The organism is Bacteroides timonensis (assembly GCF_000513195.1).
GTDB classification, from domain to species: domain Bacteria; phylum Bacteroidota; class Bacteroidia; order Bacteroidales; family Bacteroidaceae; genus Bacteroides; species Bacteroides timonensis.
In genome coordinates this window covers 57,930-70,426 of record NZ_CBVI010000141.1, presented here as the reverse complement: position 1 = coordinate 70,426, position 12,497 = coordinate 57,930, and the positions used below count along the sequence as shown (strand labels likewise).

General features: G+C 44.3%; 11 protein-coding genes, 1 pseudogene and 2 riboswitches. Of the genes and pseudogenes, 6 read left to right on the top strand and 6 right to left on the bottom strand.

The window, feature by feature from the left end:
* The first annotated feature begins 170 nt into the window (after positions 1-170).
* The 4 genes from BN161_RS24675 (at position 171) to sucD (ending at position 3,014) form a co-directional block, all read left to right on the top strand.
* Entirely contained in the window at positions 171-671 is a 501-nt protein-coding gene (locus BN161_RS24675) for an HU family DNA-binding protein (protein WP_044271322.1), read from the top strand.
* Positions 672-699: 28 nt separating this feature from the next.
* The gene (locus BN161_RS30005; protein ID WP_156482078.1) at positions 700-795 is read left to right on the top strand and encodes a smalltalk protein; all 96 of its coding nucleotides are present in this window, start codon (positions 700-702) and stop codon (positions 793-795) included.
* A 198-nt stretch (positions 796-993) separates the two neighbouring features.
* Positions 994-2,142 carry an ADP-forming succinate--CoA ligase subunit beta gene (gene sucC, locus BN161_RS24670; RefSeq protein WP_044271320.1) on the top strand — a complete coding sequence of 383 codons (1,149 nt, stop codon included), beginning with the start codon at positions 994-996 and terminating at the stop codon, positions 2,140-2,142.
* Positions 2,139-3,014 carry a succinate--CoA ligase subunit alpha gene (gene sucD / locus BN161_RS24665; RefSeq protein ID WP_044271317.1) on the top strand — a complete coding sequence of 292 codons (876 nt, stop codon included), beginning with the start codon at positions 2,139-2,141 and terminating at the stop codon, positions 3,012-3,014. The genes sucC and sucD overlap by 4 nt, the downstream gene beginning before the upstream one ends.
* Positions 3,015-3,067: 53 nt before the next feature.
* Here the strand turns inward: sucD and BN161_RS24660 are convergent, their stop codons facing one another.
* The 6 genes and pseudogenes from BN161_RS24660 to BN161_RS24635 form a co-directional block, all read right to left on the bottom strand.
* On the bottom strand, positions 3,068-3,940 hold the full coding sequence (locus BN161_RS24660; RefSeq protein ID WP_044271315.1) for a pyridoxamine kinase: 873 nt from the start codon (positions 3,938-3,940) through the stop codon (positions 3,068-3,070).
* Between the two features lie 194 nt (positions 3,941-4,134).
* Positions 4,135-5,235 (bottom strand): annotated as a pseudogene (locus BN161_RS24655) (aspartate-alanine antiporter-like transporter); the annotation flags it as partial.
* A 99-nt stretch (positions 5,236-5,334) separates the two neighbouring features.
* A complete protein-coding gene (locus BN161_RS24650; protein WP_044271312.1) occupies positions 5,335-6,867 on the bottom strand; it encodes an acyl-CoA carboxylase subunit beta in 1,533 nt (510 codons plus the stop codon).
* Between the two features lie 2 nt (positions 6,868-6,869).
* Positions 6,870-7,385 (bottom strand): biotin/lipoyl-containing protein, encoded by a 516-nt coding sequence (locus BN161_RS24645; RefSeq protein WP_044271310.1) that lies wholly within the window; start codon positions 7,383-7,385, stop codon positions 6,870-6,872.
* Between the two features lie 17 nt (positions 7,386-7,402).
* Positions 7,403-8,914, bottom strand: a complete 1,512-nt coding sequence (gene accC / locus BN161_RS24640; protein ID WP_044271308.1) for an acetyl-CoA carboxylase biotin carboxylase subunit — start codon at positions 8,912-8,914, stop codon at positions 7,403-7,405.
* Complete coding sequence (locus BN161_RS24635) at positions 8,886-9,137, bottom strand: cysteine-rich CWC family protein (protein WP_022209063.1); 252 nt, start codon at positions 9,135-9,137, stop codon at positions 8,886-8,888. The genes accC and BN161_RS24635 overlap by 29 nt, the downstream gene beginning before the upstream one ends.
* Positions 9,138-9,203: 66 nt before the next feature.
* A riboswitch (cobalamin riboswitch) is annotated at positions 9,204-9,408 on the bottom strand.
* Positions 9,409-9,499: 91 nt separating this feature from the next.
* A riboswitch (cobalamin riboswitch) is annotated at positions 9,500-9,718 on the top strand.
* A 134-nt stretch (positions 9,719-9,852) separates the two neighbouring features.
* Here BN161_RS24635 and nrdD point away from each other — a divergent pair.
* Positions 9,853-11,946, top strand: coding sequence for an anaerobic ribonucleoside-triphosphate reductase (nrdD, locus tag BN161_RS24630; protein WP_044271305.1), 2,094 nt, complete (start codon positions 9,853-9,855; stop codon positions 11,944-11,946).
* Positions 11,930-12,400 carry an anaerobic ribonucleoside-triphosphate reductase activating protein gene (gene nrdG, locus BN161_RS24625; RefSeq protein WP_022209066.1) on the top strand — a complete coding sequence of 157 codons (471 nt, stop codon included), beginning with the start codon at positions 11,930-11,932 and terminating at the stop codon, positions 12,398-12,400. Before nrdD ends, nrdG begins: the two co-directional genes overlap by 17 nt.
* The last annotated feature ends 97 nt before the right edge of the window (positions 12,401-12,497 follow it).

Sequence of the window (12,497 nt, the reverse complement as noted above, 5' to 3'; positions counted from 1 at the left end):
GAAAAGAACGGGGTATATTTGCAGTATCCAAAGGGGAAAAGAGCGAAAATCTTCCGGCAAGCCCATGATGGCAGAGTAAATTAAGAAAAGCATGAGAAGAGGATTCGGACAGCTTTCCTCCAAGGATCATTAAATAACCTTGTTTTTTAACTTTAAAAAAATTATTGATTATGGGAGTACCATTCAAAAAGATTCCGCGGAAAGATCCGCGAAAGGAGGATGCGGTGGCAAAGTTTTATCCGCAACTGGTGACGTTAGGGGACAATGCCAATCTGGAAGACGTGGCCTACGTGATGAAGGAGAAAAGTTCACTGACCTTGGGAGACATCAAAAGTGTAATTACCAACTTTGTGGAAGCGCTGATAGACAAGCTGTATGGCGGCCAATCGGTGAACATAAAGGACTTCGGGGTTTTCAGCCTGTCGGCACGAACCCTCGGAGTGGAGAAAAAGGAGGATTGCACGGCTAAGAACATCAAGGCCGTGAAAATCAATTTCCGACCCTCGACCACCATCAGACCGGACGTGACGGCAACACGTGCCGGACAGAAAATTGACTTCTACGATCTGGAAGCATTGGTAAACAAGGACGGAAGTTCGTCAGATGGCAACTCTTCCGGTAATCAGGGAGGTTCCGGCGGTGGAGGACTGGATGAAAATCCGCTGGGTTAAAATATCACTAATCATTTAATCAAAGAATATGAAAAAGTCTATCTGGGATAAAATTCTAAAAGTGGTGATTGCGGTAGCTTCGGCTATTATAGGAGCACTGAGTGCCAATGCCATGAATGTGTAAAAATGTAGGGTAAATACCCTCTGATGAGAAGAAAGTATGTCAAAACTTTGATAAGCGTATCAGAGTTTTGGCGCACTCTTTTCAGTTATTGCGATATAGACGTTTTTTTCTTATTTTTCTTCTCAATCACTTATTCGACAACCTTTTAGCTATAACGTTTGTTTAATAAAAGAATAGAAACATTATAATCCATGATCCATGAAAGTACATGAATATCAAGCAAAGGAAATCTTCTCCCAGTATGGAATTCCGGTAGAACGACATGTGTTATGCAATACGCCCGATGAAGCCGTAAAAGCTTTCCGGCAGTTAGAAGTGGACAAAGTAGTTGTGAAAGCACAAGTGTTGACCGGTGGACGAGGAAAGGCAGGAGGCGTAAAACTGGCTGACAGTGAAGAACTGGTAAGACAGCACGCCCGGGAAATTCTGAAAATGACCATCAAAGGTTTTCCTGTAACCCGAATTTTAATCAGCGAAGCTGTAGATATCGCAGCTGAATATTATGTCAGTTTTACCATTGACCGCAACACGCGTTCAGTAGTGCTTATCATGAGTGCGGCAGGAGGAATGGATATTGAAGAAGTAGCCCGCAACACTCCGGAGAAAATCATTCGCTATAATATCGACCCATTGATAGGATTGCCCCAATATCTGGCACAGAGTTTTGCATTCATGCTTTTTGACCAGGCGGAACAAGCCAGGCGTATGACTTCCATCCTTCAGGATCTTTATAAAGCCTTCATGGAAAACGATGCATCGCTTGCTGAAATCAATCCGCTGGTATTGACGGCTAAAGGTACCCTTGCAGCCATTGATGCCAAGATGGTGTTCGATGATAACGCTCTTTATCGTCATCCCGGGATACACTCACTTTTCGAACCTACACCAGAGGAACATCTGGAGGCTACAGCCAAAGAAAGAGGATTCAGCTATGTACGTATGGACGGAGACATCGGTTGCATGGTAAACGGCGCCGGACTGGCAATGACTACCATGGACATGATTAAGTTATATGGCGGTTCACCTGCCAATTTCCTGGATATCGGTGGGAGTTCAAACCCCGTGAAGGTGATTGAAGCCATGAAGATACTGCTGAATGATTCGAAAGTAAAAGCGGTCTTCATCAATATATTTGGCGGCATCACCCGTTGCGACGATGTAGCTATAGGATTGATACAGGCTTTCGACCAATTGCAAACGGAAATTCCTGTCATTGTAAGACTGACGGGAACCAATGAAAATATCGGCAGGAAACTATTAAAAGACAGTAACCGCTTTCAGGTAGCGGAAACCATGAATGAAGCCACCCTGATGGTAGTAAAATCTGTGAAAGGAGAAACATTATGAGCATACTTATTGATAAATCGACCCGCCTGTTGGTACAAGGTATTACGGGCAGAGACGGACATTTTCATGCCGTAAAAATGAAAGAATACGGTACGAATGTAGTAGGCGGTACGTCTCCCGGAAAAGGAGGCAGCACTATAGACGGGGTTCCCGTTTTCAACACCATGTACGAGGCAGTGGAAAAGACGCAGGCCAATGCCTCCATTCTTTTTGTTCCCGCCAGCTATGCGGCAGATGCTATCATGGAAGCCGCAGATGCCGGAATCAAACTGATTATCTGTATCTCCGAAGGTATCCCTACCCTCGATGTAATCAAAGCGTATCGCTTCACTCAACTGAAAGGAGCCATGCTGATCGGACCGAACTGCCCCGGTTTAATTTCTCCGGAAAAGAGCCTGGCCGGAATCTTACCCGGCAACGTTTTTAAAAAGGGAAATGTCGGAGTGATCAGCCGTAGCGGAACATTGACTTATGAGATAGTTTACCACCTCACGGTCAATGGCATGGGGCAATCCACCGCCATCGGTATGGGAGGCGATCCCGTAGTGGGACTTTACTTCCGTGAACTGCTGGAAATGTTCCAGAACGATAAAGACACGGAAACCATCGTCATGATTGGTGAAATTGGCGGGAATGCGGAAGAGTTGGCAGCAGAATATATAAAGAAGCATGTAACGAAACCTGTCGTGGCCTTTATAGCCGGACAATCGGCTCCTCCGGGAAAACAAATGGGGCATGCAGGAGCTATTATCTCCGGCAGCTCAGGTTCGGCGGAGGGGAAGATTGCAGCACTAACGGCAGCAGGAATACAAGTGGCAAATGAACCGGCAGAAGTACCTATCTTATTAAAAGCGTCACTTCCAAACAAATAACATAACTTCCATAAGAGGGGGGGCCGAAATTCAGGTTCACCCCCTTATTTTATTCAAATCAATTCGTAGCTGGCACTTTGGATAGGCATATCCAGATTGTGCAGTACTTTTTCCAGTAAAATACCCTCCCGATTGTCGTACTCATACCCAAAAGTAGCGCGAATGCCCTGAAGAATGAATTGTGTGGCACGGTCCAAAGCAATAGGAAGACTGTCCCCTTGCAATAAAGCACCGGTTATGACACTTGTAAAAGTATCCCCGGTTCCCGGATAATGGGCCGGCAAATACGGGCAAGTAATTTTCCAGTATCGATCCCCTACCCGATTATAAGCATATACCGAGGTCTTATGACTCTCTTCATGAACAGGAACGCTTGTTATAATAACCACCTGAGGACCTGCATCAGATAAAAGACGAAGGTAAGATTTCAATTCTTCATCCGTATTATCTGCTTTATAAGGCTTGTCCATCAGATAAAAAAGTTCAGTGAGATTTGGGGTGATCACATCCGCCTTCGTTGTCAGGTGGCGCATTTCGCAAATCATTGATTCATCAAAGTTTGTGTATAGCCGTCCGTTATCTCCCAATACGGGGTCAACTACCACCAAGCTGTCCGGCTGGCGGAAGTCATCAATAAAATCCGAAACAATCTGTACCTGACGCGGAGCTCCGAGATATCCTGTATAGAAAGCATCAAACTGTACATCCAGCTTTTTCCATTCGGCAATAATTCTAGGCATTTCATCCGTCAGGTCAAGAATAGAGAACTCCGGATATTGCGTATGACTGGAGAGCACAGCCGTAGGTAAAGGGCAAACCTGAAAGCCCATGGAAGACAAAATCGGAATTACAACCGTAAGGGATACACGCCCAAAACCAGACAGGTCATGAACGGCAGCTATTCTCTTTACTTTATTTGTATACATTTTGGTTACTACATTTTTCTTTCACATAAAAAACTCCCCGCAAAGATAATCTTACGGGGAGTAAACAACAAGCTAAAAGAGAAAATGTTTGATTCAATTAAAGTTTAGGAATTAAGCTAATGCAAGTATCAGTATTTGTGCAGTAAGCACACGTAAAAACATGGTAAGCGGATAAACAGTGGCATATCCTACCGTCCACCCGCCAATCCTAACTTTACCGGCTGGGGAATACCCGGAAATACGAAAGGCGTACTCCCCAGAATACATCCTAACGCTATCCCCAAGAATATAGGTATCAGATTAGGATGATCCAAGCGTTTCATTGAATTTCCCAATACTTTTTCCGCATGACTGACCGCCAGTTCGCTACCAACAATAGTAACACGGTCGCCCATCTGCAATTGTAATTGCGGAGCAGCAACCAAGTCTACTCCCGAACGATTCACACGGGTAATGCTGGCTCCGAAATTATTACGTATCTTCAATTGGGAAAGCATCTTTCCATTCAGTTCAGGTTTCGTTATCAAGATACGACGGGAAATCAGTTTCTTATCCAATTGCTCCCATTGCATATCAATCTGCTTACCGAAGAAGACGCTAATAGCTTCAATATCTTTAGGGGTAGAGATAACCAAAATTTTATCATTAGGACGCACAGTGAGTTCCTGTATATGTCCGAGTCCACGTTCAGCTTCCTCCTCTTCTGTCTTGGTATTGATACGCAAAATATATTTCAAGGCTATCAATGACAAGATAATACCGACTACACCCAGCGGATAAGCAACCGCATATCCCAATGCTATCTCAGGGGCATCTATTCCGTTTAAATCACTGTTTGCCTGCTGGGCAGCTCCAAGTCCCGGAGTATTTGTTACCGCACCGGAAAGAATACCGACCATAGTAGTGATAGGCGTACCCGTGACAAAATGTAATATAATCGTGATGACTACTCCCAGAAAAACGACCAGCATAGCCAACAGATTCAAGGTAAGTCCGCCTTTTTTGAAAGCAGAAAAGAAACCGGGTCCCACTTGTAATCCTATGGAGTAAACAAACAAGATCAGACCGAATTCTTTCATAAAATGAAGCAAGTGTTCATTCAGAGTCATATCAAAATGCCCGAATACAATACCCACAAAAAGTATCCATGTGATACCTAATGAAACTCCCGCCACTTTGATTTTAGCCAGCATGATGCCAAAAGCTATCACCAGTGAAAGGATCAGTACGGAATGGGCTACTCCTCCACCCCAGAGATCCGGATAACCTTCAAACAGGTTTTTCAATAGTTCCATAATTTAAAGCTTATAATATTTATCAAAAAAAAATTCGTTTAAAGTCTCCCCGGAGAAATCACTTCTACGGGGAGACGCACACATTGAAACATAACTAAATCATAGTGGCATGTTGCCGTGTTTCTTTGGTGGGTTGCTCTGACTCTTGTTATGCGTCATTTCTAACGCCTGAATCAGCTTATACCGGGTATCACGAGGCATGATAATCTCATCAATAAAACCACGCTCGGCAGCCCGATACGGATTAGAAAACTTAAATTCATATTCCTGGATCAGACCGGATTTTTCTTCCGGTGTAACATTTCTATATAATATATTCACAGCACCTTCGGCTCCCATCACAGCTATTTCAGCCTGCGGATAGGCCAGATTGATGTCTGCCCCTGTCTGTTTGCTGGACATCACGATGTACGCACCGCCATAGGCCTTACGGGTTATCAGGGTAATTTTAGGGACAGTAGCTTCTGCATAAGCATAGACGATTTTTGCCCCGTGACGAATGATGCCATTATGCTCCTGCGTCACGCCAGGCAGGAAGCCCGGTACATCTTCGAAGGTAATCAACGGAATGTTGAAGCAGTCGCAAAAACGGATGAAACGTGCAGCCTTATCGGAAGCGTCTATATCCAGCACACCAGCCAGATAAGCCGGCTGGTTGGCTACAACTCCTACCGAACGACCATTCAGACGAGCGAAGCCAACCACAATATTCTTTGCAAAATGGGGCATCACTTCAAAGAAATATTGGTTATCCATAACCGGCTCTATAATATCCTTAATGTCATAAGGAATGTTCGGGTCTTCCGGAATCACAGTTTGAAGCTCTTCTGCCTGACGTCTGACATCATCCGTACAAGGAATAAGCGGAGCATCCTCCATATTATTGGAAGGCAGGAAGCTGAGCAATTCGCGTATGGCCAGCATGGTTTCTTCTTCAGTGTTACACATGAAGTGAGTAACGCCACTCTTACTGCTATGTGCATAGGCTCCACCCAACTCTTCCTTGTCCACTTCTTCATGCGTAACCGTTTTCACTACATCCGGCCCTGTGATGAACATATGGCTTTTCTCTTTCACCATAAAAATAAAATCCGTCAATGCAGGTGAATAACAGGCACCGCCGGCACATGGACCCAGAATAGCTGAGATTTGAGGGATCACCCCGGAAGCAATCGTATTCTGATAGAAAATAGAAGCATATCCTGACAAACTGCCGACACCTTCCTGAATACGGGCACCTCCCGAATCATTCAGAGCAATAACCGGAGCGCCATTTTTGAGTGCCAGTTGCTGTACTTTCACTATTTTCGCTGCATTAGTTTCACTCAAAGAACCGCCATGCACCGTAAAGTCATAGGCGTACACAAATACCGGACGACCGTCAATCTTGCCGTAACCAGTCACCATGCCATCACCCGGAATCTGTTTTTTCTCCATTCCGAAATTGGTGCAACGGTGATTTACAAACTTGTCCAACTCATTGAATGTCCCTTTATCCAGCAAGGCTTCTATGCGTTCGCGTGCGGTCATCCGCCCGGCAGCATGTTGTTTTTCTATCTTATCAATGCCTCCACCCTGCGAGGCACGCTTATTAAGTTCTTCAAACTGATTATATATTTCTCTCCTTTCCATACTTATTCTTCATTTATAATATCCAATGTCATTAAAATCTGGTTACTGCCCACTGAATCACCTTCCGCCACCAAGATTTCTCTCACTACACAGTCCGAATTGACCTTATAGTTGCTTTGCATTTTCATAGCTTCAAGCACCACTACAATATCTCCCGCCGACAAACGGTCACCTTTCTGTACAGGAATCTTCATAACTTTACCCGGCATCGGAGCAATAATCTTATCGTCCTGTCTCTCTTCACCTCCTTTTCGCATACGCAAGTATTTCACCTGGGTATCTGCTATATCCACATGATAAGAGCGATAGAACAAATTCACATCATAGCTTTTTCCTCCTTCACCGCGGATGACTTCCGTATTGTAAGAATTTCCGTCGTGTAAGATGGAGCAGCTGCCGTTTTCTGCCATGGCAATATCCACATCGTAGATTCTTCCATCAACATTCAACCGGACTTTATTATCTTCTTTACTGACCAACGTCACGTCGGCAACGCGGTTTCCAATATGTATTTCCATAACTACTTCCTCCCTCTTTAGATACGTAAAACTCCTTTTTGCAAACCGAACTCACGCCAGCGACTGATAGGACGACCATCAGACGACTGCGTGGAAGAATTCTCTTCCAGGTTCATCAGGTAATCTATATAAGCGGCAATCATGGCAATATTCTCAATTTCTTCATTATTACTGTTAGGACGCTGCAACATACGCGAGTTTTTCTCGATAAACAGCGTGTTGTATTCTCCCTTTACGAAATCGGGGTTGTGCATGATGCGCTTCAGATAAGTAAGATTGGTCTTCAATCCGGTAATTTTATACTCATACAGCACACGGCGCATACGCTCAATGGCATACTGCCGATTGGTGGCCCATACGATCAGTTTTCCGATCATGGGATCATAATAGATAGGAATCTCATACCCTTCGTAAACATAGCTATCGATTCGGACACCGATACCGTTCGGTTCAGCCAATAACTTAATGATTCCCGGAGACGGCATGAAATTATTCTCTGTATCTTCCGCACAGATACGACATTCGATAGCATGTCCCCGCTGAAACAAATCTTCCTGTTTAAGATGCAACGGATAACCGGCTGCAATCATGATCTGTTCTTTCACCAAGTCCACACCCACCACTTCTTCGGTTATGGGATGTTCCACTTGCAAACGGGTGTTCATTTCCAGAAAATAGAAATGACGGTGCTTATCCACCAGAAATTCGATAGTACCTGCACCCGAATAGTTCACAGCTTTGGCGGCAGCCACAGCCTTCTCTCCCATCTCTCTGCGTAATTCCGGAGTGAGGAAGGGAGACGGACTTTCCTCCACAATCTTTTGATTTCTACGCTGAACAGAACATTCGCGATCGAATAAATGAATCACATTGCCATGATTATCACCCAATACCTGAAATTCAATATGATGGGGTTCCTCCACAAATTTCTCCAGATATACCGTATCGTCACCAAAAGCAGACATAGACTCCGAACGGGCGGTATTGTAAGCCTCAACCACTTCATCCTCACTATGTATCAGTCGCATACCTTTTCCACCACCACCCATAGAGGCTTTCAGCATCACGGGATAGCCGATCTTATTACATATCATCACAGCCTCCCCGGCACTCTGCAAGGGTTGTTCCGTACCGGGAACTACCGGTACTCCAGCTGCAATCATGTGTTTACGGGCTGAGATTTTATCACCCATCGCTTCCATTGTTTCGGCAGAAGGCCCGATAAAAATAATGCCTTCTTCTTTGCAACGACGGGCAAAGTCGGCATTTTCAGATAAGAAACCATATCCGGGATGGATGGCATCCGCTTCATGCTGCCGGGCAGCACGAATTATATTCTCTATATTCAAATAACTGTCTCTGGAAGCTGCCGGACCTATCAAACAGGCTTCATCGGCATACATGACGTGTTTTGCTGCACGATCCGCTTCCGAATAGACAGCTACTGTACGTATTCCCATCTCTTTGCAGGAACGCATTACACGTACAGCAATCTCGCCTCTATTGGCAATCAATACTTTTTTTATCATTGTTCTTCTGTTTATCACAAAGGGGTGCATCACATACATCCATAACGATACCCTCTTTGACTGCCGTCAGACAGTCATGACATAAACAGCCCGGGTAATTCTTTTGCAAATAAGCACGTTGCTGCTCATTCAGTCGTACCGTAGCGCAATGGCATGACAAAATCCGATCGTGCATACACTCAAAGGTTGCACCACAACGCGGACATACCTTTTTCATAGGCATCCCTTTCGCATTAATTAAATTACAACAATTATACGTTCGTACTGTTCCCCTAATCCCACGAGTAGCAACAGACTTTAACGAATGGCAGGTCTTCTGACTGACTCCCTTTCTGATTCCTTCCCGGCCTCCAATTCACAGCCAGTGGCTAAAGTATTTATCAAGAAAGTTATGGAGCTTCACAGCAGCGGGACTGTCCGGGATTTACACCCGATTCCCTTTTAATCCAAATGACAGAAATGTTCATCCGAAACCAATTCGGGGCAAAGATAGTGGAAATTATCATTGGAGATGCTTTTTAAAACAAAAAATATAAGCTGGGAATATTTTTTTCTATCATCCGTTGGATTATTGATTTTATTTCTAACTTTGTCAGCGATAACGGTTTCCAAATCACCGCAAGCGTGAAACGGAATTAAAAGGGAATCCTGTGAAAATCAGGGACTATCCCCGTAGCTGTAAGTTTCATCTCTCTACCATGTGGAGAAAAGATTGTGGCATTCTTTAGCCACTGGTCCTGCAAAGACCGGGAAGGCGCCACAACGGAAACAAGTCAGAAGACCTGCCGATATCTGTAATCATTCAGGCTTTCGGGTGAAAAGCGATAGAGTGCATCCTCCAAGATTCATTTTATTACTTACTCTCCTTATTTTGTCGTTTGATTTAGTATAGCTAACTAAACAAAGAATATTTATTTGTTAAATCTTAAATTACAGGTATGATCAATTCGGAGACTTTCATCGTCAAAAGAGATGGGAAAAAAGAAGCGTTTTCACTTGATAAGATCAAGAACGCAATTAGTAAAGCATTTTTATCTGTCGGCAGTTTTGCCACACAAGATGTGATCACCAACATACTCAGCCGCGTGAACATCAGTGATGGAACCAGTGTAGAAGATATACAGAACCAAGTAGAAGTGGCACTGATGGCTGAACACTATTACAGTGTAGCTAAAGCGTTCATGCTATACAGACAGAAACATCTGGAAGACCGGGAAGTACGTGACAAGCTCCGTTTCCTGATGGATTACTGCGATGCCTCCAACCCTGCCACCGGTAGCAAGTATGACGCTAACGCCAATGTGGAAAATAAAAATATAGCCACACTGATAGGCGAGCTCCCCAAATCGAACTTCATCCGTCTGAATCGCCGTTTGCTGACTGACCGCCTGAAGGACATGTACGGCAAGGAACTTTCAGACCGCTACATCGAATTGCTGAACCAACACTTCATATACAAGAATGATGAAACCAATCTTGCCAATTATTGCGCAAGCATCACCATGTATCCGTGGCTGATCAGCGGAACCGCATCCGTAGGCGGTAACTCCACGGCACCCACCAATCTGAAGTCTTTCTGCGGAGGATTCATCAATATGGTATTTATCGTATCGAGTATGCTCAGCGGCGCCTGCGCCACACCGGAATTTCTGATGTATATGAATTATTTTATAGAAAAAGAATACGGAGAGGATTACTATAAACATCCGGAACAACTTGCCGACCTTTCCTCCAAACAAAGGACCATAGATAAAATAATCACCGATTGTTTTGAACAGATCGTATATTCCATCAATCAGCCTACGGGAGCACGGAATTTTCAAGCTGTATTCTGGAATGTAGCTTACTATGATCAATATTATTTCAATAGCCTTTTCGAACATTTCGTCTTCCCGGACGGAAACGCTCCCCATTGGGAATCATTGAGCTGGTTGCAAAAGCGCTTCATGAAGTGGTTCAATAAGGAACGTACCAAAGCCATTCTTACCTTCCCCGTAGAGACAATGGCTTTGCTGACCAAAGACGGAGATGTATTGGATAAGGAATACGGTGACTTCACGGCCGAAATGTATGCGGAAGGACACTCTTTCTTTACATATATGAGTGATAATGCCGACTCGTTAAGTAGCTGTTGCCGTTTGCGTAATGAAATACAGGATAATGGATTTAGTTACACCTTGGGAGCAGGCGGCGTATCTACCGGATCAAAAAGTGTGTTGACTATCAACTTGAACCGTTGCATCCAGCATGCAGTGAAGTCCGGATTGCTTTATCATTTCTTCCTTGAAGAGGTAGTAGATCTGGTACACAAAGTACAACTGGCCTATAACGAAAACTTAAAGCATCTGCAAAGCAAAGGAATGTTGCCTTTGTTCGATGCCGGATACATCAATATGGGACGCCAATATCTGACAATCGGTGTAAACGGGCTGGTGGAAGCCGCTCAATTCATGGGAATTGAAATCAACGATAATCCTAAATATGAAGCTTTTGTGCAGGAGATTCTGGGAATAGTTGAAAAATACAATAAGAAATATCGAACGAAAGATATACTCTTTAACTGCGAAATGATACCGGCTGAGAATGTAGGCGTAAAACATGCCAAATGGGACAAAGAAGCCGGTTTCCAGACATTCCGAGAGTGCTATAACAGCTATTTCTACATTGTAGAGGATGAGTCGCTGAACGTCATCGATAAGTTCCGTATGCATGGACACAGGTATATAGAGCATCTGACGGGTGGTTCGGCACTCCACATGAATCTGGAAGAGCACTTAAGCAAAGAGCAATACAGGCAATTACTTCGGGTAGCCGCCACTGAGGGCTGCAATTACTTTACTTTCAATATACCTAACACGGTTTGCAACGAATGCAACCACATTGACAAAAGATACTTGAAAGAGTGTCCGGAATGTCATAGCCAGAACGTGGATTATCTGACCCGCGTTATCGGCTACATGAAACGAATCAGCAATTTCTCTCAAGCCCGGCAAAAGGAGGCTGCCCGAAGATATTATGCTGAAGTACACTGATTACGACATTGTTTTTCAGGAGATACCGGATGAGGTGACATTGGCAATCAACCTTTCGAACTGTCCGAACAGGTGTAAAGGTTGCCATAGTCCCTATCTGCAACAAAATGTCGGAGAAGCGCTGACAGAAGAAAACCTTTCCGTACTTTTACAAAAGTATGGAAAGGCTGTTACATGCGTCTGTTTTATGGGTGGAGATGCAGATCCTTATGATGTAGCGTATTTTGCCAATTTTCTACAGCAACAGCAGATTGCCCCGGTTAAAGTGGGTTGGTATTCCGGTAAGCAGGAACTGCCTGACGGATTCCCGATCCGGAACTTCCAATACATAAAACTTGGGCCTTACGTAGAAAGCCGCGGTGGCTTGAAGTCTGAACAAACCAACCAGCGGCTTTACAAGATTGTACAAGGAGAAATGAATGATATTACTTACCGGTTCAGGACAAAAAGCTGATCTCTTTCCGCCTGAACCGGAGCCGGAGCCGCCGCCCGTGGTAAACGGCCTATTTTGTACTCATCATCCTTCCTCCTTCAATGGTTTCAAAAGGACT

What these genes read in the sequence shown, in the direction of transcription:
- nrdG (WP_022209066.1), top strand. Translation starts at nt 11,930, where the DNA reads ATGCTGAAGTACACTGATTACGACATTGTTTTTCAGGAGATACCGGAT.
- BN161_RS24650 (WP_044271312.1), bottom strand. Translation starts at nt 6,867, where the DNA reads ATGGAAAGGAGAGAAATATATAATCAGTTTGAAGAACTTAATAAGCGT.
- BN161_RS24660 (WP_044271315.1), bottom strand. Translation starts at nt 3,940, where the DNA reads ATGTATACAAATAAAGTAAAGAGAATAGCTGCCGTTCATGACCTGTCT.
- BN161_RS24675 (WP_044271322.1), top strand. Translation starts at nt 171, where the DNA reads ATGGGAGTACCATTCAAAAAGATTCCGCGGAAAGATCCGCGAAAGGAG.
- BN161_RS24645 (WP_044271310.1), bottom strand. Translation starts at nt 7,385, where the DNA reads ATGGAAATACATATTGGAAACCGCGTTGCCGACGTGACGTTGGTCAGT.
- accC (WP_044271308.1), bottom strand. Translation starts at nt 8,914, where the DNA reads ATGATAAAAAAAGTATTGATTGCCAATAGAGGCGAGATTGCTGTACGT.
- sucD (WP_044271317.1), top strand. Translation starts at nt 2,139, where the DNA reads ATGAGCATACTTATTGATAAATCGACCCGCCTGTTGGTACAAGGTATT.
- BN161_RS24635 (WP_022209063.1), bottom strand. Translation starts at nt 9,137, where the DNA reads ATGCCTATGAAAAAGGTATGTCCGCGTTGTGGTGCAACCTTTGAGTGT.
- nrdD (WP_044271305.1), top strand. Translation starts at nt 9,853, where the DNA reads ATGATCAATTCGGAGACTTTCATCGTCAAAAGAGATGGGAAAAAAGAA.
- BN161_RS30005 (WP_156482078.1), top strand. Translation starts at nt 700, where the DNA reads ATGAAAAAGTCTATCTGGGATAAAATTCTAAAAGTGGTGATTGCGGTA.
- sucC (WP_044271320.1), top strand. Translation starts at nt 994, where the DNA reads ATGAAAGTACATGAATATCAAGCAAAGGAAATCTTCTCCCAGTATGGA.